Below are 21,193 nucleotides of genomic sequence, written 5' to 3' on the forward strand. Positions count from 1 at the left end.
CCTCACTTTAATGCCCTTTTAAATACCTCTTCGATTCTGGTTATAGGGATAATTTTTAAGTTATCTTTTACTTCTTTTGGAATCTCATCTAAATCTCTTTTATAATTCTTTTCTGGAATTAAAACTATTTCCATTTTAGCTTTAAATGCTGCAATTAATTTTTCTTTTAACCCACCTATTGCCAATACATCGCCACTTAATGTAAGCTCACCTGTCATTGCTATTTTACTATCAACTTTTTTATCTAAAAATACAGACATAATTGCTAATGCTAATCCTATACCTGCACTAGGACCATCTTTTGGTGTAGCACCCTCTGGGACGTGAATGTGAATATTATATCGATTATAAATTTGTTCTTTTGTTTTAAACTTTTTATCAACATAATTTTTACTGACAGATAAAGCTATTTTTGCAGATTCCTTCATTACATCACCAAGATTTCCTGTAATTTCTAAAGTGCCTTTTCCTGCTATTTTAATAGCCTCAATCTTTAACACATCTCCACCAACACTAGTCCAAGCTAGACCATTTACAACACCAACTTTATCAATACCGCTACTTTCTTCTATCTCAAATATGCTTTTATTTAAAAAATACTTTAGATTCTGTGTGTTAATAGTAATTTTACTTTTATTATTTTCTAAAATCATTTTGGCACTTTTTCTCATAATCTGTGCAATTTGTTCTCTAAGCTTCCTAACTCCAGCTTCACGAGTATATTTTTCTATCACCTCTTTTAGAGCATTTGTATTTATGCTAAATTCTGTATTTAGTATTCCGTGTTTTTTAAGCTCTTGAGGAATTAAATATTTCTTTGCAATTTCTAATTTTTCTTGAGGTGTATAGCTGTTTAGCTGAATAAACTCCATTCTATCTCTAAGTGGTGCTGGAATCTGGGCAATATCATTTGCAGTAGCAATAAAAATAATTTGGCTTAAATCAATATTAAAATTTGCATAATAATCCCTAAAAGCTATATTTTGTTCAGGGTCTAATATCTCTAAAAGGACGGATGTAGGGTCTCCTCTATAACTTCTGCCAACCTTATCAATCTCATCAAGAACGACTACTGGATTCATTTCTTTTGCATCAATCAATCCTTGAATAATCCTACCGGGCATAGCTCCCAAATAAGTTCTTCTATGTCCTCTTAATTCATTTACATCTTCTAATCCACCAAGTGCAATTCTAATTAAAGACCTTTTTAAAGCCTTTGCTATAGAATTTGCAAGTGAAGTTTTACCAACACCCGGAGGTCCATAAAAACAAAGGATAGTTCCCTTAGAATTTGCATCTTTTTTGCCACGAAGCAATAAAAGCTCCTTTACTGCAAAAAATTCTACTATTCTCTCTTTTGGTTTTTCTAGTGAGTAGTGATCTATGCTTAGTTGTTTTTCTACATTTGCAATGGAAAGCTTTTTATTAGAAAACTTACCAAATGGAATTTCTAACATCCATTCAATATAATTTTGAGTAATATTAGATTCTGAACTATCTTGGTGCATTCTTGATAATCTATCAATTTGTTTTTTAATTTCTTTATAGGCATCTTCATTAATATGGGATTTAATACTATCTAGTTTTTTATAATAAACCTCAATTTCCTCATTTTTTTGGCTATCGACACCTAATTCTCTCTGAATCTGCTTCAATTGTTCTTTTAAATAAAACTCTCTATTAATTTTTTCAACCTTACTATTAACCTTTGTTTTTATCTCTTTTTGTAATTTTAAGCTCTCAATTTCTTCATCAATATAGCTTATTAAAAGTATTAAACGTTCTATTGTATTGCTATTAGAATAAACGCTATAAACTTTATTTTTAGATACTTTAATTGTGCTTAAAATAGTATCGATTATGCGATTTGGCTCATAATTTTCAATAGTCTTCATTAAATCATGCGGAAAATATGGCAACAACTTTGATAACAAATCAACCTTTTCATTTAAAAATACCATAGCAGCATTTAGTTTTGCCATATCTGGATTATCTGGTAATATTAATTCTATCATTCCAATTAATGGCTTTTCATTCTCGTGCTTTATTATTCTAGCCCTAGAAATTCCTTGAAACAATATCTTGGTCTTGCCATTTGGAATGGTTTGCTTTCGCATTATATTACCAACAACACCAACATCATAAAATGGCACAGAATCCTCCAAATTATCCTTTGTAGTGGTAATAAAAATCACACTATTTTCTTCAAGTGCTAAATTAATAGCATTCATATTTGCTTCATCATTAATAAAAATAGGGCTAATTGTATATGGATAAATAAATGAATTATCCTCAATTAATATTGGAAGTATGGTTGGGAACTTTATATCTTTCAAATTAATATCCTTAAATTTAATTTACCAACTAAAAATCTTAACATACCAAGGTATAGAAGAGGGTATAAACTCTATATCATTAACACCCAATTCTTTATTTTTCTGTTCATATTTCTCTTTAGCTGTATATTTGTCTTTTATATTATAGATTCTAATAATTTCTTTATTTATTTCTAATTGAGTTAATTTAAATATAGTCAAAATATGTCTAATATAAGGCAAATATTTATTTTGTTTATTTAAAGCTATAAAATTAGAAGTTTCACTAATATTATCATTTATAAACCCTTGGTCTTTTGTATAGCTTCCAAAAGCATAATAATTTGCCTCAATATTTAAAAAAGCCATATAATCAACATTTTTTATATTACTAAATCTTATCTTATATTCATTTGCAAAAAAACCTGCTAATAAATGCTCATTATTATCCATATGTGCTTTAGCAAGTATAATAAGAGCCTCTCCTATAAGTGGTGAGGCTATATGTTCGCTTTGAAGGGAGTTAAAATAACCATCTGCTTTTTCTAAGTTACCATCAGCAACTGAAATTATTATTTGCTCATATAAAAAAGAAGCAGATTTATTAAATTCACCTGTATTAGAAGAACAACCATTATTAAACAATAAAAACACTACCAAGATTCCAAAAAACTTAATTATAAAAGATATATAAAAATTTCTTATAAAATTTAAGCTTAACATTTAAAACTCTTTAACCATTAAAGCAAATTCTTTAAAGATTTTTGAAGCCTCTTTTGGTCCAGGGCTAGCCTCTGGATGATGCTGAATAGAAATAATCGGAAAGTCATTATACCTAAGCCCTTCTATTGTTCCATCAAAGAGATTCTTATGCGTTATTGTAGCAATTTTTGAAATACTCTCTGAAACAGAATAAATATGATTTTGAGATGTGATTTCAACCTCATTTGTAATGAGGTTTTTAACAGGGTGATTTGCCCCGTGGTGTCCAAAAGCTAATTTATAAGTTTTATATCCATTTGCAATTGATAATAACTGATGTCCAAGACAGATTCCAAACATTGGTATTTTTGCTTGAACTAATTTTTTTATCTCTTTAATTTGATTTGTTAAAATGCTAGGATCGCCTGGTCCATTTGATAAAAATACACCACCAATTTTTTTATTATTAAAATCTTTTATAATATCATCTGCACTAAAATCAAATCCAATTATCTCACACTCTAAACCCACTTCACTTAGCTCATTTAAAATATTTTGTTTTATGCCAAAGTCTATTACAATGATTCTTTTTTTATTAGATTGTGGTTTTTTATAATCTAGCGTTTCAAAGCTAAATGTGCTTTTATTATATATTTTTTTCTTTTTAGTGCTAATATCTTTAATATAATTTATTTCTCCTATTTTTGGGGAAGATACTAGGGTCTCTTTTAACTTCTTTAAAGATGAAATTTTAGTTGAAACTACTATATTCATTGCTCCATTATTTCTTATCAATTTTGTTAAAAACCTAGTATCAATATTGCATATTCCTAAAGTATTATTTTCTTTTAAATATGAGTGAAGCGACTGCATCGCCCTAAAATTAGAATAAAAAGCGTTATAATTTCTAACAATAATCCCACTTACATAAAGTTTATTGCTATAAGATTCTATATCTTTATCATTTACTCCAACTATTCCAATCTCTGGCATAGTAAATAGCACAAACTGACCTGCATAACTAGGGTCACTTAATATTTCTTGATAGCCACTAAGTGAAGTATTAAATATCATTTCACCCACTTTGGTTCCATCAGTGCCAAAAGATAGAGCCTCTAGGAGATTATCATATCCATCTAAATAAATATATGCTTTTTTAAAAATATTATCCATATATAGCCCTTATTTTTATAAGAAACCCTGCTTACGCAACTCTTCTTCATACATTTTACTAAATACCAATTCATACTCTTCTGTGCCAACAAGAAGTTTCTTTTTATAATTTTTAATCCTATCAATTACCTTAAATTCAATATCTTTATAAGCTTTTGCATAGCTATTTATAGACTTAAAAATAATATTTTTTATCATTATTTCTGATACCTTAAAATTAATAATACTTGTATCAATTAATTCATCCATTATCTTATGTGATAGATTGCTATATCTATCATCCCAAGATAAAATAAAATCACTTTCACTTGCAAATTTCTTTTTAATTAAAAAAAACATTTGTTTTTCATTAGCACCGCTAGATTCTATATCATCAATATTATCATCAATAAATACCCTAACTTTCTCTTCTATGGCTAATTCTGCATTAATATCTTCTTCTAAATACTTGCTTGCAATTCTAATAATATCCCCACTACTTGTAAGAATCTCAACAAATTTTGCATTACCCAAATCTAATGCAATTTTATCAGCGATATATCGTATGTGTGATAATTTTAATCTCATTACTATATTCTCTCTTTAAATTTTTAATATTATTTTACCAAATTGAGAATTTAGCAATCTTTAAGTTCCATATAATATTTTTGTAAAAATACTCTATTTGCCACACCATCAAATGCCCTATAATTTAATTTGTCTAGTGTTAATTCTATGGCATTTACAACCCAAGAAGATTCATAAATAGAAATTATACCCATATGATTTATTCTAAATATATTATCTTTTAATTTATCCTGCCCTCCTGCAATATTTACATCATAATCTTGTCTTAAAATCTTCCTAATTGATACAGAATCCTCATTATAAATAGTGCTCATAGCAAGTGATGGTTGCTTTGGATAGATTATTAATCCAATACTTTTTAATGCCTCCTGTGTAGCTAATGCTCTAGCTCTTGTTTCTTTATAAATTGTTTTAATATCTGCTATTTCAAAATACTTTGCAAGCCCTATAATTATAGTTGTAGGGGCAGTCCAAGCAGTAGTATTTTTTCTTTGATTTTTTAATTCAGTTTTTAGATTAAAATAAAAACCAACATCATTTTTTTCAATTATATCAATTGCCTTTTTGCTAAAGCCAAGTATTGCCATTCCAGGAGGTAGCATAAATGCCTTTTGAGAACCTCCAATTAATACATCTATATTACTTGAATCTATCTTTTCCACACCTATTGCAGTTATTCCATCAGCAATAATTATAATATTTTCATTAACACTTTTTGTCATCTTTGCAATTTCTTCTACATTATGTCTAAGCCCACCAGCACTCTCACATATTTGAATACAAATAGAATCTATATCTTTATTGTTTAATAAGATTTCTTTTATTTCATCTACACTAGGGGCAGTATCCCATTCATTTACAACCTCAATATAATCTATATTATGAGATTTTGCTATATTTACAAATCTCTCTCCAAACTTACCACTATTAATACAGAGAGGTTTTTTACAAAATGTTTTAATACTAGCTTCCATTGCACCACTTCCACTACAAGCAAGCATCAAAACTTCTTGCATATTCAATAAATCTTTTAACTTCTCTCTGCAAAATTCAAAATAAGCTTCGAATTCCTTTGTTCTATGATGAAGTGTAGGGAGAGCCATAGCATTTCTAATAACTTCTAAGCTAGGGGTAGGTCCGGGTGTAAAAAGAAGCATAATAAATCCTTACAAAGCAAAATTAAAGCAAAGATTTTATCATAAATAATCATTCAATATCATTTAAGAAAACAACTTTTCAACTAAGATGAATTAAATAATTCAAATTGCAGGAAGAATATATAAAGGTTTGCATTTTGCACTAAAAATATTTTTATCTATCTTATTTGGAAGAATAAATATATTAGGAATCTTTTCATCTAGTTTAGTGCTTAAAATTTCATTGTCTTTCTTAAAAAAGTGAATTTTCCCATAAGCATTTATATATCTTTGATTAGTAAAGTAAAAGGAATCTGCACAAAATAAATTAATTTTTTTTACAATACTAAGAGTTTGTAAAAAAATATGAGTTAATTTTATGGCACTAAAGTTTCCTGGACCATTTGCATAAAATATATTTTCAATCTCATATTCTTTTAAAACTTCACTAAAGATTCTAGGCAAAGTATCACCGATTTTACCGCTTAATTCAAAACTTTTAGTTAAATAATTATTATCATAAATTCCTAATTTTATAGGAGAATCTACACTAATTAAAACTATATTAAGTAGCATAAGAGAATTGTTTTTCTTCCACTTCTTGTGGAATTTCTATTATTTCATAAGCATTATCTTGTGAGAATATCTTTTTAGTTAAAAAATGATTTAACTTATGGCTTCCTGCAAAACTTACATAAGTTCCAATTAGAGGCATTCCTAATATACTTATATCACCTATTGCATCTAATATTTTATGTCTTACAAACTCTTCTTTATATCTTAATCCCTCTTTATTTAAGATACCATTTTCATCAAGAACTATACAATTAGAAAGATTCCCACCTTTTGCAAGCCCAATGGAACGAAGATAATTTACCTCTTGCAAGAATCCAAAAGTTCTAGCACGAGCGATTTCTTCTTTATAGGCTTGTGGTGAATATATAAATTTATAACTTTGCTCTCTAATTGAATTATGATTAAAGTTGATAGTAAAATCAAATATAACATCTTTGCTTGGCTCAATTTTTACAAATTTTTCACCATCATTTATTTCTATTGTTTTTTTGATTGCCATTGCTTTTTTTGCTGTATTTTGAGAAACTATACCCGCCTCTTCAAGCAACATACAATATCCAATAGCACTTCCATCCATTATAGGGACTTCCTCATTATCTAAGATTATCCTTATATTATCAATTCCATAAGCATGTATTGCAGATAATAAATGCTCTATTGTAGAAACTCTTGCATTATCTTTCCCTAAAACTGTCGCTAAAGTAGTGTCAATAACATTATCTGGGCAAAGTGGAATGCTAACACCTAAATCACTTCTATAAAATACTACTCCACTATCATCATCCAAAGGTTCTAAAATCATTTTAACGGATACACCTTTATGAAGACCTATACCTACTACTTCTATGGGCTTTCTTATGGTTCTTTGCTTCATATTTATTTCCTTATATTTTAATACTTTAAAGTGATAAAATATCAATGATATTTAACATATCATTATCTTTAGTTATTAGATTTAATCTGTATTTTAGCATATTAGAAGTTATTGCAAACCCATTGAATAAAATTTTTCCTCTTGTATTATTTGATAATATCATATATTCTCCATTACATTCTACATTACCATCACATCTACCATAAATACAAATATTCTTAGAGCTTTTTATATTTGATGCACTATTTACCCTACTAAAAATAACAATATCTTCATCATTACTATTTATATCTACTCCACTACGAATTAGCTCTCTATAAATTTTAGTTTTTATTTCTTTGGTTTTGTTATCTGCTTTATTGTCAATTTTTTTATTATTTTTATTGCCTTCATTAAAAACTATATTAGAATAGGTATTATTTAATCTCATATTCTTTGGCACAATATAATCTAGAGAATATTCATCTAAAATCTCTCTCAAAGAATAATCTAGCTCATCAAAAACTAACAAATATGCCTGTAAAATCTTATAATTTTTTGAAATAAAAGATTTTAATTCATCTATATTATTATCCTTTAGTATATGAAAAACTTGTATATTCTTTTGGTCAATCTTTGGCATTGTCTCTCTCTATAATTTCTTTTGCATTATTTAAAACATCTATAATATTTATTTTTAACCACTTGCTATCCATCCACTCATTGCTTATGCTAAATCTACCCTGAACTAGAATTCCAAAATGTAGGTGGTCTCCAAATGCTAATCCACTAGAACCACTTCTACCGATAATTTCACCTTTTTTTACAATATCTCCTTCCTTTTTGTAGCGACTATCTAAATGTGAATACAAACTAGCAATTCCATAGCCGTGCTCAATAATAATTGTATTACCATAAATTCCTAGCTCTTCACTCATAACAACTAAACCATCATTTGAAGCTATAATTGAAGCATTTTTAACGCTTGCTAAGTCGATACCTAAATGATAAGCCTCTCCTGCATCCATTTTATTAAAGCTAAATATTCTATGGTCACCAAAAAGACCTACTATCTTTGCATTTTCAATTGGCTTAAATGAAGTTATATTATCTAGTGAAGAATCTAAATTTAAAATTTTACTATCTATCTTATCGCTATCTTTATTCCTAATTACCTCATTTACATATTTAAACATTTCTATTGGACTTTTAAATTTATCAATCTCAAATTCGTTTTCATTCTCAATTAACTCAGTAATTTTTCCATCTATAAAATTACTTTTTAAGGTCAAATTTGATGTTCGATAATTACGATTATATCTAATAAAATTAATGCTAAACTTTCTAGTATTTCCTGCTTTATCTTTAGCAATTATTGCCCCTTTAAAAGTAGGATTTGTAATATACCAAGGAATTATACTTACATAATAGTTTGGCTTATGAAATGGAAAAACCACAAAACTTTGATAGCCATTTGTAACGGAAATATCGCCAATAGCATCATCTGAAACATAAAATACTACTGCGGCACTACCTCCTTTAGTAATCACATTGCTCATTTGAATTATTCTTACTTTCGGTAGTTTTGTATCTATAATTAATTCAAATTCTTTTTCTATTTTATTACCTAAGAAAAAATTGTAATTACTATTATCTCTTGCAATAATTTTATAAACTATCTTATCACCATTTGAAAGATTTATCTTTGGTCTAGGTAAATTAAATTTTATTTCATTTTCACTATTCCCATCTTTATCAAGCAAAACCCTCTCTTCATTCTCAATTATTGCTATTACTTTATATGATTTAACTCCACTTTTATCATTAATTTTAATAGGAATATCATATTTTAAGTTCCAATAAGACATATTTGGGATTTGTATATCTGGAGATTCTCTCTCAAAATATGGTGATATATAAATAAAATACCAAAATCCTACAATAAGCAATAAAATTAAAGCCGAAATAATATTGCTTTTTTTAAAAGTTTTCATAGAATCCTTTTTAAATTTATTGTTATATATAGCCATTATTATTCCTTTTTAAAAACTATTTCCTTTATTAAATTCTTCAATAGTAGTAAAGACTTTTGCAACAGCAGCAAATAATTCAACAGGAATATAATTATCAATATCTACTAACCTATATAATTCTCTTGCTAATTCTTTTGATTCTCTTATTGGAATATTATTTTGCCTTGCTATCTCTTTTATTCTAATTGCAAGTAAATCTGTTCCCTTTGCAACAACAATTGGGGCTATATCTACATTCATAGTAAATTTTATAGCTACTGCGTAATGAGTAGGATTTGTTATTACAACATTTGCTTTTTTTACATTTGAGAGCATTTTTTGTGAAGACATTTTACGCATTGTTTGACGAATTCTAGCACGAATTTGTGGGTTACCTTGCAATTGTTTATATTCATCTTTTACTTCTTGTTTTGTCATTTTTAAACTATTAATATATTGCTTTCTTTTTATAAAAAAATCTAAAATTGCCATAAAGAAAAATAGAATAAGAAGCATTGAAGCAAGTATTAATGTCTTATCTTTTAACCAAATAAGCTGATAAAATATATTTAAAAAAGCGATATTTGAAAGTTCTTTTAAAAATGAAATAAACACAAAGAAACCTAAACTAAGAGCAAAAGATACTTTAAGTGTAATTAATATTCCATCTAAGAGCTTTCTTAAAGAAATCACATTTTTAAAGCCTGTTATCATATTTAATTTAGAGAATTTTGGAATAATTGTTTTAATGGTTATTAAAAATCCAAATTGCAAGATATTCGCACCCACACCTACAACAAGCAATGCTAAAAATATTGGTGCTACAATTATTATGCTTTCTGTCATAATAAAAATTGCCAAATTCATCATTCCACTATCAGTAAAACTATCTAAGTTGAAATTCATAACAAAAACAAAAAGTTTATTAATTCTTTGTGCTAAATATGGCAATAGAAAAAAAATAGCTATAAAACCTGTAAAAAGTGCTAAAAACCCAATTACTTCTTGACTTTTTCTAACATTACCTTCTTCTCTCGCTTTTTGAAGCTTATGCTCACTTGGAAGTTCTGTCTTTTCTTCTTCTTGTGCCATATTACCCTAACAATAATTTTAATGCTTGTTTGTAGTCATTTTTGGTGTTAATGTTTAAAAATTCCATTTTATCAAAATAAATGCTTTTAATCTCAAAATTATTAATAAAGTCTTGAAGTCTAAATTCTTCATTTAAAATATATTGCTCTAATTTCTTTTTTACATTCCTGCTCCAAACGCCTATTAAAGGGTGTAATTTATCAGTATCTTTAGCAAATACTATATCATAGTATTTTGAGCTATTTATTAAAATATCAAATGTTTTTGGCTTTACTAAAGGACAATCACAACTTATAAAAAATACCTTTTCATCATCTAGTTTTAAAAAAGAGTTTAATATACCAACCATAGGGCTAAAAGTATCTCTATTTTCTATTAAAAATATACTCTCATTTATATTATTTAAATCATTACTTATAGCCTCCCAAAGCTTATCTTTTTGAAAATCTTTGCAAGATATAAATACATTCTCAAAACTTTCTTTAGCCTTTTTATACATAAATGAAATTAAAAATAAATCACCAATTGGAAGCAAAGCTTTATTAGCATTAATCATTCTAGAACTTTTACCACCACACAAAATCACACAAGTTTTTATAATCTGCTGCATTTTCAATCTTTTATAGAATCTAAAAATGAATATATATAATCTTGTATTTGTTCTTTTTTAAGAATAATATTGTTTGTCTCATTTTTATTAAAAAGTTTTGCTATATTTTGATGAAGCTCTAAATTATAATTTTTACAAATAAATTCTATAGAATCCTTATCATTTAAGTTTTGCCCTAATGCCTTTGAAATAGTTGTAGCAAACTTACTCCACTCCGCAGTAGAGCATACTATACTTTTTATATAGGTAGAATGATTTTTATAAACATCTTTATTTTTTTCATAAGCTAGGATTCCATTTGCAGTATGAGGGTCAATTATAATATTTTTAGAAGCATAATCTTTAATAATATTTAATACATCATTATCGCTAAAACTATATGCAGAAAAATATTGTTGGATAGTTAATAATTCTTCTGTATTTAAGATATATTTTTTGTTTATCTCAAGGCTTTCCATAAGCTCTTTTGTCCTTATATCTCCAAATAGATGAAATAAAACCCTCTCTATATTTGAACTTTTTAAAATATCCATTGCAGGAGAATTTGTCTTTATTAAATGCCTAGATGATATATCATATACTCCTTTATTAATAAATTCACATAAAACATCATTTGCATTTGTTGCAATTATTATTTTATTAATTGGAACTCCCATTAATTTTGCATAAAATGCACCTAAGGCATTACCAAAATTTCCACTAGGAACAATAATATTTATAGTTTCATTATGCTTAATACAGCCATTATTTAAAAGATACAAGTAAGAGTGTATATGATAAATTATTTGAAACGCGATTCTACCAAAATTTACAGAATTAGTAGCAGATATAAAGAATCCTCTCTTAGTTGTAAAATTCCTAAATTCATTTGAAGAAAGCAGGGTTTTTAATGTATTTTGTGCATCATCAAAGTTTCCATCTATCGCTATAACTCTTATATTTTTAGCATCAATTGTAGTCATTTGACGCCTTTGAACATCACTTGTTCCATTATTAGGATACATACAAATTCCATAAATATTGGGCTTATTTTTTATAGCCTCTAAGGTAGATGGTCCTGTATCTCCACTTGTTGCAGTTAATATTAAATACTTTTTATTCTCTATTAAAGATAAATCACAAAGAAGTGAGCAAAAGGGTTGCATTGCCATATCTTTAAATGCTCTAGTTGGTCCTGTGAATAAATTTTGTATAAATAAACTTGATGAGATTTTATTGTAGTTTAAAGGCATATCTGAATTATCAAAATTTTTATAAGAATTTAGGGCTTTGTCAATCAATGAAGAATCTACATCTATAGTCTTAAAAACAAACTTTAATAAATCATTATAAGAAAGATTTTGTATATCCTTAATATCTATCTTTGGTATAGTTTCTAAACTCCAAAGACCATTAAAACTAGCTTGTGGATTTAAAATAGCTTCAAAAAAACTACATTTTGAACTTCTTAATTTATTATTACCCCTTGTTTCAACCAACATCTCTTTTGAGTTCCTTTAAAAATTCTCTTATTTTTTTATATTCTTTATGATTTAAATATCTACTTTTCCCACTTGGTAAGGCATTAAGCTCTATGAAACCATAACTTACACGTTTTAAATCAAGAACATTTAGTTTAAAATATGCAAAAAACCTTCTTAATTCCCTATTTTTACCCTCATTTATACCAACCTTAATCTTAGTATAACTCTTGCTACCCTCTTTAATAATTTCAAAAAAATTAAATGGATTAATTTTCATTGAAGTTATTTTACTATTTTTATGCCCACCAGCCCTAGCATCATCTAATGAGATTCCATTATACATTGCATCAATTATTTCATCAGTAATTTTACCATCTAATTTTATATTATAGACTCTAGTTAATTTGCTATTACTAAGTGCATTTACAACACCAACATTATCACTTAGCAAAATCAACCCCTCACTTGCAAAGTCAAGCCTACCAACAGGCATAAAATGTAAAAATTTACTATCTAATGTATCAAAAATAACTCTCCTTCCTCTATCATCTCTCTTGCTTACCAACTCTCCTCTGGGTTTATTATAAACAATAATTGTATATTTATCTCTTATTCTTAATTCTCTACCATCGATGAATACCCTATCGCCATTGCAAACCTTAGAATTTAACTCTGCTAATTTCTTTCCTATAAAAACTTTAGAATCTTTTATTAATATATCAGCCTCCCTCCTAGAATACTTGCTATTATGTGCAATATATTGATTAATTCTCATTATGCAATCTTTAATTCTTTAATTTTCTCTTTAAAAATATTATTAATTCTTAATGATGAATACAATTTATAAATATTATTTTCTTCTTTAATCTCAAACACTAATCGTTCATTCCCACTATAAGTAATAGCTAAATTTTGTATCTCTTTTAATTGTAAATAAGATATATTACAAGGAATTTCCAATAGATAATCATTAATAACAACTTCTTCTTGTATATTTTTAGTGTTTTTCTCATCTTTTTCTTTAAATATTGGAGTAATTTTACATTGATTTGCAGAATCTAGAGGAATTATTTTTTCTAATCTAAGAGATATAGTATCATCTCTATCACTTGCTTGACACTGAATACAAATTGGCATATCTTTTGAAATATTCTCAATAGTATCTAAATCCTTTTCAAAAACTTGAAGCCAAATATTACCAACCTTATCTACAACTAAAATATCTGCAAAACGACTTCCTTTCTTACTAATTCTTTGTTTTATATCTTTTATAATACCTATTATTAATAATCTAGAATTATGCCTTAATTGCTGGATTTGATAGCTATAAACCACTCCTTTGATTTTTTTAATTTCAGAAGCATATTCATCTAATGGATTTCCACTCATAAAGATTCCAAGCATTTCATATTCAAAATCTAGTAATTCATTCTTTGAATATTCATCTAAATTTGGCATATTAAGTTTAATTAAATTATTTGTATCCTCTATATCTTTAAAAAGAGAATCTGCTGAATTCATTAAATCTATACTCTTAGAATTGCTCCTAAGAATATCAACTAAATAATCAATATTTTCAACGATACTTTTTAAACTATAACCTAGCCCCTTTAAAGAGCCGGATTTTGCAAGAGATTCTATAACTTTTTTGTTTATAAGCTTATAATCTATCTTGCCTAAAAACTCTTCTAATGTGTTAAATTTATCATTACCTCTAATTTTTAAAATAGATTGTATAGGACCATCTCCAATACCTTTAATAGCACTAAATCCAAATACAATTTTTTTCTCTCCATTAGCTTCTATAACACTAAAATCCTCTTCAGAGATATTAATATGCGGTGGAAGAACTTTTATACCCATACTCTTACATTCTTCGATATACTTATTTATATTATCAACATTATTTTTCTCACTTGAAAGGAGTGCTGCCATAAATTCGTGTTTATAATAAGTTTTTAAATATGCTGTTTGAAATGCAATCATAGCATAAGCAGCAGAGTGAGACTTATTAAAACCATAACCAGCAAATTTAACAATAAGTTCCCATAAGTCATCACATTTTTGTCTATCAAAACCTTTACTAACAGCACCATCTAAGAATTTAGCTTTATTTTGTGCCATAATTTTTACATCTTTTTTACCCATAGCACGACGAATTAGATCTGACTCACCAAGTGAAAATCCACCAATAACTTGCACGATTTGCATAACTTGTTCTTGATAGACAATAACACCATAAGTATTCGATAATATTGGGGCTAGCTCATCAAAAGCATATTCAATCTTTTTAATTCCATGTTTCCTATCAATAAAATCATCTATCATTCCAGATTCCATAGGTCCTGGACGAAATAATGCTAAAACTGCTACTAGATCATCAAAACAACTTGTTTTTAGTCTCTTATTTAACGCCCTCATACCACTAGATTCTATTTGAAACATTCCAATAGTATCACCATTTTGAATCTCTTTATACACTTGTTCATCATCTAAATTAATAGCATTAAAATCAATTTCTTTACCTATTAAGTCTAGTGTTTTTTGTATAACACTTAAAGTTTTTAATCCTAAAAAATCAAATTTTATTAAATTTACTTTTTCTAAGTAGTCCATAGAATATTGAGTTGCAACCTTATCACCAACAACACAAAGAGGTATCTTATTCCAAAGTTCCTCATTACTATCAATAACTATTGCTGCAGCGTGTGTTCCCAAATTTCTCTTTTGATTTTCAAGAATTAAAGACATATCCCAAACTTCTTTTAGCTTACTATCCTTACTTATTGCCTCTGATATTTTTGGCTCTAGCTCAAAAGCACCCATTTTTTCTTTATCTATTTGTTCACCTGTTTTAAGAGATATTTTTAATTTATTTGGTATTAATTTTGCAAATTCATCTGCTTTTTTATACTCAATTCCAAATACCCTAGAAACATCTCTAATTACTGATTTTGCAGACATTGAGTTAAATGTAACTACGTGTGCAACATTGTTTTTACCATATTTATTACTTACATATTCAATGATTTTTTCTCTTTTTTCTTGACAAAAATCCATATCTATATCTGGCATTGTTACTCTTTCTGGATTTAGAAATCTCTCAAAAAGTAAAGTATGTTTTATTGGGTCAATATCAGTGATTCCTAAGCAAAATGCAACTAAGCTTCCTGCTGCACTACCTCGTCCAGGACCTACCGGGATCTTTTCTTTTCTAGCTTCACGAACAAAATCCCAAACAATTAACATATAACCACAAAATTGCATTTTTGCAATTACTTTCATCTCATAATCTAATCTATCATAATAGGTTTTATGTTTATCTTTTGGTATATACTTTAGTCTATTTTCTAAACCTTGTTTGCATTTATAAAAAAAATAAGATTCATCATCAATAAATTCTAATCCTTCTTCTAATGCATAGTCTTTAGTAAATTTAAAACTTGGAGGTGTTGGCTGAGAATAAGGAATTATAATTTCTCCACTTGGATTTTTTATTTCAACACTTTTTAAGTCTATTATTAAATTACATTTATCTACAATTTCTTGTGTATTTTGCAAAACTTCTGGTATATCAGCAAATAACTTTTGCATTTCAGCTTGAGATTTAACATAGAACTCTTCAACCGAATGTTTCAATCGATTGTTGTCTTGTAAAATCTTACCCATAGAAATACACATAACAACCTCTTGACTAAAAGCATGCTTTCTAGTTGTGTAATGAGTATCATTTGTCGCAATTAATTTAATATTATTTTGAAGTGATAAATTAATGATACTTTCATCAATAAATTTCTGCTCTGCTATTCCGTGTCGCATAATTTCCAAATAAAAGTCATCTTTAAAAATATCTTGATATTCTAAAGCAACCTTTTTTGCATACTCAAAACCCTTTGCATCTTGGTTTTTTTTCCCTATTGTATTTAAATGATAATTTACTTCTCCCTGAAGGCAAGCTGAAGAACAAATAATTCCTTTACTATGCTCTTTTAAAATATTTTTATTAATTCTTGGATTCTTATAGAATCCTTCTAAATAAGCCTTTGAGCTAAGAAGCATTAAATTTTTATAGCCTTCTTCATTTTTTGCATACAGGCAAAGGTGATATCTAAGCGGATTCTTAGAGCCTAGCTCATCATCATTATGTATATAGGTTTCAATCCCAAGTATAGGCTTAATCCCCTCTTTTAACATAGTTATATAAAAATCAAGTGCTCCAAACATATTGCCGTGGTCAGTTACAGCCACAGCATTCATACCAAATTCTTTTAGTTGTTTTGCTAATTTAGTAATTTGATTTGCACCATCAAGCAATGAATATTCTGTATGTAAATGTAAATGTGTAAAATTACTCATATTTTTCCTTAAAAATTACTAATTTAGATACTACTCTTGGCTTTGCTGAATTGTATTTTCAGATTTACTTTGTTCTGCTTTTGGGACAAATGTATCTATAAACTTCACAACTAATACTAATATAATAACTAATGGAGCAATATACTTAATGATTATATACCAAGCATTAAATAATTTTCTACTCATAAAATTTCTAACAAATTTATAAATCTTTTGCTTTTGAATTCCAAATGATAAAAACAATAATGCAAAAAATGCTCCCAAAGGCATTACAATAGCCGCTGTTATAAAATCCATCCATTCTAAAAATGATTTATCAAAAAATGTAAGATATTTGCCATAAGGGACACTAAGTGATAAAATAACAAAGATACCAACTAAAAATATAGCAATGCAAATAAAATAAGATGCCTTTCGTCTGCTAATATTATAATTATGTGTTAGGTATGCTACAGGAGGTTCTAAAATTGATATGGTAGAAGTAATTCCTGCAAACAATACTGCTGCAAAAAATAAAAATGATATAACCCAACCATAAGACATACTACCAAAAACTAAAGGTAATGATACAAATAACATTCCAGGTCCTTGAGAAGCCTTATATCCTTGCTCAAAAAGAAGTGTAAAAATAATTAACCCAGCAATTAGAGAAATTATAATTCCAGATAATGCTATCCAAGTAGCACTTGATAGCAAATTCTCACCTTTTTTAGCAGATGAACTATAAGTAATAATAGTTCCTACACCAAGTGAGAGTGAAAAAAATACTTGTGATAAAGCTAAAATTAAAACACTAGGAGTAATCTTACTAATATCAAATTTAAATAAGAACTCAACTGCATCAGAAAATTTAGGCATACTTAAGGCATAAAAAAACAATCCTATAAAAATAATAAAAAGTAATGGCATTAAAATAAAATTATATTTTTCCAATCCATTTTTTACACCCTTTGATACTATATACCCTGTAAAAAATATACATATTGCAAAAGAGATTAAACAAGCAATTAAGTTATTTCCTACAAGATTATTATGGAGGTTTTGTGCTTCTTCTGGTGTTTGAGGAAGATTAAAACTAACTACAAAGCAATAATAAAAAACCCAACCAAGTATTACAGCGTAATAAGTAAGGATTAAAGGGCCACCAATAATCATAATACCTGCTTTTTTCCAATGCTTCTTTGATGTAGTGTCTAATTCGTTAAAAGCTGAAACAACATTTTTTTGTGTTTTATTACCGATAACCATCTTTGCTACTAATATAGGAATACCAATAAAAAGCGTTAAAATTACATACATAATAACAAATGCACTACCACCAGATTCTCCTGTCATATATGGGAATCTCCAAATATGTCCTAATCCAATAGAACTACCTAATGTAGCTAAAATAAAACCTAATTTTGTAAAATTATTCATAATATATTCCATTAATTTAAATTGTATAAAGCAAAAATAAATACTAATATATTTATGCTTTATGTTTAATTTATCAAACTAAACCTTAATAAATAAATTAATTCTAATAAAAACTAAATATTTAATATTAAATTTGTTTTAAAAGGCTTTATTCAACCAATCCAATTATATTATTATCTCTTACTTCAAATCTAACACTAGAATCTTCCCCTGCCTCATCTCTTAAAATCATATCGCTTAATAAATCTTCAATCTTTTCTTGTAATGCTCTCTTTAACGGTCTTGCACCAAATGTTACATCAAATCCAATATCTGCGATTAATTCTTTTGCTTCTTTGCTTATTGAAATTTTGATATTCCTTTGTGCCGCTTTATTTTTAATATCATCAAACATAATATCGACAATACTTAAAATCTCATTTTTACCTAAAGGATTAAAAATCACTATATCATCAAGACGGTTTAAAAACTCTGGTTTAAAATACCTCTTTAACTCGTTATTTACAGCATTCTTTAGCTCTAGCTTGTCTCTTATTTCCATAATTTTATCACTAGCAATATTGCTTGTTAGAATAATAATTGTATTTCTAAAATCAATCACTATGCCTTTATTATCCGTCAATCTACCATCATCTAATACTTGGAGTAAAATATTAAAAACATCTGGGTGAGCCTTTTCAATCTCATCAAAAAGCACCACACTATATGGTTTTCTCCTAACTGCCTCACTTAGCTGACCACCTTCTTCATAGCCAACATATCCAGGAGGAGCTCCAACCAATCTACTAATGGAATGTTTTTCCATATACTCACTCATATCAATCCTAATTAAATTTCTATCACTATCAAATAAAAAATTAGCTAAACTTTTTGCAGATTGAGTTTTACCAACACCTGTTGGACCTAGAAAAAGAAAACTTCCAATAGGACGATTCTGTGCTCCAAGTCCAGCTTTATTCCTTTTAATTGACTTTGATATTGTATCTAGTGCCTCATCTTGCCCAATTACACTTTTTTGTAAATCTTGCTTAATATTTAGAAACTTTTCTTTATCACTCGAGAGCATTTTTTGAACAGGAATCTTGCTCCATTTAGAAACTACTTCTGCAATGCTTTCTTCTGTAACAGAGTTTTTAAGCAAAGTGCCCTCTTTTGTCATATTCTCCCATTTTAAATCTAACTCTTTATTTTTGGACTCTAGCTCTGGAATCTTTCCATAATCAATCTCTGCAGCTTTATTAAACTCTCCATTTTGCTTTGCAATTTGGGATTTTGTTTTTAGAGAATCAATTTCATTTTTAATTTCTGCAATTTCATTAAAAATTGCTTTTTCATTTTGGAATTGTGCCTCTAGATTTGATAATTTCTCTTTTGCAGAGGCTAATTCCCTGCTAATTTCTTCTAATCTTTCTTTATTTTTATTTCCTTCTAAATTGAGAGCTTCTTTTTCTACCTCTAAATTTGCTATAAGCCTTTTTGTAGCTAAAAGCTCTGCTGGAGAAGATTCTATTTGCATACGAATTTCACTTGCAGCCTCATCTATTAAATCTATTGCTTTGTCTGGTAAAAATCTATCAACAATATATCTAGATGATAACTTTACAGCTGCAACAAGAGCAGAATCTAATATACTTACATTGTGATGCGTTTCTAACTTTTCTTTAATGCCTCTTAACATGTGCAATGCTTCATTTTGATTTGGTTCATCTAAATTTATAGGCTGAAATCTCCTTTGTAAAGCCATATCTTTTTCAAAATACTTTCTATATTCTTTTAGAGTTGTAGCACCTATGGTGTGCATTTCACCCCTTGCAAGTGCAGGTTTTAAGATATTTGCAGCATCCATTGAACCCTCTGCAGCACCAGCACCAACTATGGTATGAATTTCATCAATAAATAAAATAATATCTCCACTCTTTTTCACTTCATTTACTACGGCTTTTAGTCTATCTTCAAACTCACCTCTATATTTTGCACCAGCAACTAAAGCAGTCATATCAAGTGCAATTAATCTTTTATTCTGAAGTGATAATGGGACATCTTTTTTAACAATCCTTTGTGCTAATCCTTCCACAACAGCTGTTTTACCAACGCCGGGTTCTCCTAAAAGAATTGGATTATTCTTTGTTTTGCGAATTAGAATTTGCATCATTCTAGTAATTTCCTCATCTCTTCCTATCACTGGGTCTAGCTTACCTTCTAGTGCCTTTTTAGTCAAATCTAGTCCAAACTTATCTAAACTCTCTAAATTCTCATCACTATTAGCAGAATCTATTTTTACACCTCCACGCATAGATTCCAAGGTCTTTTTAAATTCAGCAATATCTATATATTTTTTAAAAATACTATTTAGAATGCTATTTTTGGGTAAATTTACAATAAGCCAAGAATCTAATGAAATAAAACTATCACCAATACTTGTAGCATAACCATAAGCTTCATTTATACTATCTAGCAAATTTTTTGAAATTGAAATATTATCTTTACTAACATTAGAGCTTTTTGGGTAATTCTCAACTAAGCTTCTTAGCTCTAAAAATAAAGATTCTTTATTGATATTTAATGAGTTAAGTGCAGTATTTAATACAGAATTAGAATTAAGAGCCAAAGCATATATAAAATGTCCTACATCAACCTCTTGATTCTTATAATTTAGTGCTAAAGAAATACCAGAATCTAGCATCTCTTTAAATTGATTTGTTAATCTTTCAAATACATTCATTAAAGCCTCCATAAAATTCAAACTTAATATAAGTATTATAATAAATATTATATATATTGGTATTATATAACTTTAGTCTATTATTGTCAATTTTTGAAATAAAATAACTAGTTAAAATACTTAAATAAAATAAATAATATTAAGAAAAATCTTTTTTATAATTTAAATATTTTTTAAATTTTGAAATACTAGAATTC

16 protein-coding genes are annotated in these 21,193 nt (G+C 27.7%); all 16 read right to left on the reverse strand.

What is annotated here, in order from left to right; genetic code table 11:
• Window positions 1–2 precede the first annotated feature (2 nt).
• The 16 genes from lon to CQA44_RS01015 all read right to left on the reverse strand — a co-directional run bounded on the left by lon (window position 3) and on the right by CQA44_RS01015 (window position 20,996).
• On the reverse strand, window positions 3–2,342 hold the full coding sequence (lon, locus tag CQA44_RS00940) for an endopeptidase La (protein WP_115545400.1): 2,340 nt from the start codon (window positions 2,340–2,342) through the stop codon (window positions 3–5).
• Window positions 2,343–2,357: 15 nt separating this feature from the next.
• Window positions 2,358–3,038: an outer membrane protein assembly factor BamD gene (bamD, locus tag CQA44_RS00945; RefSeq protein ID WP_115545401.1), complete on the reverse strand. Its 681-nt coding sequence runs from the start codon at window positions 3,036–3,038 to the stop codon at window positions 2,358–2,360.
• Window positions 3,039–4,190: a glutamine-hydrolyzing carbamoyl-phosphate synthase small subunit gene (carA, locus tag CQA44_RS00950; RefSeq protein ID WP_115545402.1), complete on the reverse strand. Its 1,152-nt coding sequence runs from the start codon at window positions 4,188–4,190 to the stop codon at window positions 3,039–3,041. It abuts the gene before it with no gap.
• A 15-nt stretch (window positions 4,191–4,205) separates the two neighbouring features.
• On the reverse strand, window positions 4,206–4,757 hold the full coding sequence (locus CQA44_RS00955) for a DUF507 family protein (RefSeq protein WP_115545403.1): 552 nt from the start codon (window positions 4,755–4,757) through the stop codon (window positions 4,206–4,208).
• Between the two features lie 50 nt (window positions 4,758–4,807).
• Window positions 4,808–5,914: an alanine--glyoxylate aminotransferase family protein gene (locus tag CQA44_RS00960; protein WP_115545404.1), complete on the reverse strand. Its 1,107-nt coding sequence runs from the start codon at window positions 5,912–5,914 to the stop codon at window positions 4,808–4,810.
• 102 nt (window positions 5,915–6,016) lie between these two features.
• Window positions 6,017–6,469 carry a hypothetical protein gene (locus tag CQA44_RS00965; RefSeq protein WP_115545405.1) on the reverse strand — a complete coding sequence of 151 codons (453 nt, stop codon included), beginning with the start codon at window positions 6,467–6,469 and terminating at the stop codon, window positions 6,017–6,019.
• Window positions 6,459–7,343, reverse strand: a complete 885-nt coding sequence (lpxC, locus tag CQA44_RS00970; RefSeq protein WP_115545406.1) for a UDP-3-O-acyl-N-acetylglucosamine deacetylase — start codon at window positions 7,341–7,343, stop codon at window positions 6,459–6,461. Before lpxC ends, CQA44_RS00965 begins: the two co-directional genes overlap by 11 nt.
• A gap of 25 nt (window positions 7,344–7,368) precedes the next feature.
• Window positions 7,369–7,965, reverse strand: coding sequence for a septum site-determining protein MinC (locus tag CQA44_RS00975; RefSeq protein ID WP_115545407.1), 597 nt, complete (start codon window positions 7,963–7,965; stop codon window positions 7,369–7,371).
• Window positions 7,952–9,352, reverse strand: coding sequence for a M23 family metallopeptidase (locus CQA44_RS00980; protein ID WP_115545408.1), 1,401 nt, complete (start codon window positions 9,350–9,352; stop codon window positions 7,952–7,954). The genes CQA44_RS00975 and CQA44_RS00980 overlap by 14 nt, the downstream gene beginning before the upstream one ends.
• Before the next feature lie 12 nt (window positions 9,353–9,364).
• Window positions 9,365–10,426 carry a flagellar biosynthesis protein FlhB gene (gene flhB / locus CQA44_RS00985; protein ID WP_115545409.1) on the reverse strand — a complete coding sequence of 354 codons (1,062 nt, stop codon included), beginning with the start codon at window positions 10,424–10,426 and terminating at the stop codon, window positions 9,365–9,367.
• A gap of 1 nt (window position 10,427) precedes the next feature.
• Complete coding sequence (locus CQA44_RS00990) at window positions 10,428–11,036, reverse strand: molybdenum cofactor guanylyltransferase (protein ID WP_115545410.1); 609 nt, start codon at window positions 11,034–11,036, stop codon at window positions 10,428–10,430.
• Between the two features lie 2 nt (window positions 11,037–11,038).
• Window positions 11,039–12,517, reverse strand: a complete 1,479-nt coding sequence (thrC, locus tag CQA44_RS00995) for a threonine synthase (protein WP_115545411.1) — start codon at window positions 12,515–12,517, stop codon at window positions 11,039–11,041.
• The gene (locus tag CQA44_RS01000; RefSeq protein ID WP_115545412.1) at window positions 12,507–13,274 is read right to left on the reverse strand and encodes a pseudouridine synthase; all 768 of its coding nucleotides are present in this window, start codon (window positions 13,272–13,274) and stop codon (window positions 12,507–12,509) included. Before CQA44_RS01000 ends, thrC begins: the two co-directional genes overlap by 11 nt.
• The gene (dnaE, locus tag CQA44_RS01005; RefSeq protein ID WP_115545413.1) at window positions 13,274–16,855 is read right to left on the reverse strand and encodes a DNA polymerase III subunit alpha; all 3,582 of its coding nucleotides are present in this window, start codon (window positions 16,853–16,855) and stop codon (window positions 13,274–13,276) included. Before dnaE ends, CQA44_RS01000 begins: the two co-directional genes overlap by 1 nt.
• 30 nt (window positions 16,856–16,885) lie before the next feature.
• Window positions 16,886–18,274, reverse strand: coding sequence for a sodium-dependent transporter (locus CQA44_RS01010; RefSeq protein WP_115545414.1), 1,389 nt, complete (start codon window positions 18,272–18,274; stop codon window positions 16,886–16,888).
• 148 nt (window positions 18,275–18,422) lie between these two features.
• Window positions 18,423–20,996 (reverse strand): ATP-dependent Clp protease ATP-binding subunit, encoded by a 2,574-nt coding sequence (locus CQA44_RS01015; RefSeq protein WP_115545415.1) that lies wholly within the window; start codon window positions 20,994–20,996, stop codon window positions 18,423–18,425.
• Window positions 20,997–21,193 lie beyond the last annotated feature (197 nt).

The sequence above is a fragment of the Helicobacter sp. MIT 14-3879 genome (genome assembly GCF_003364125.1).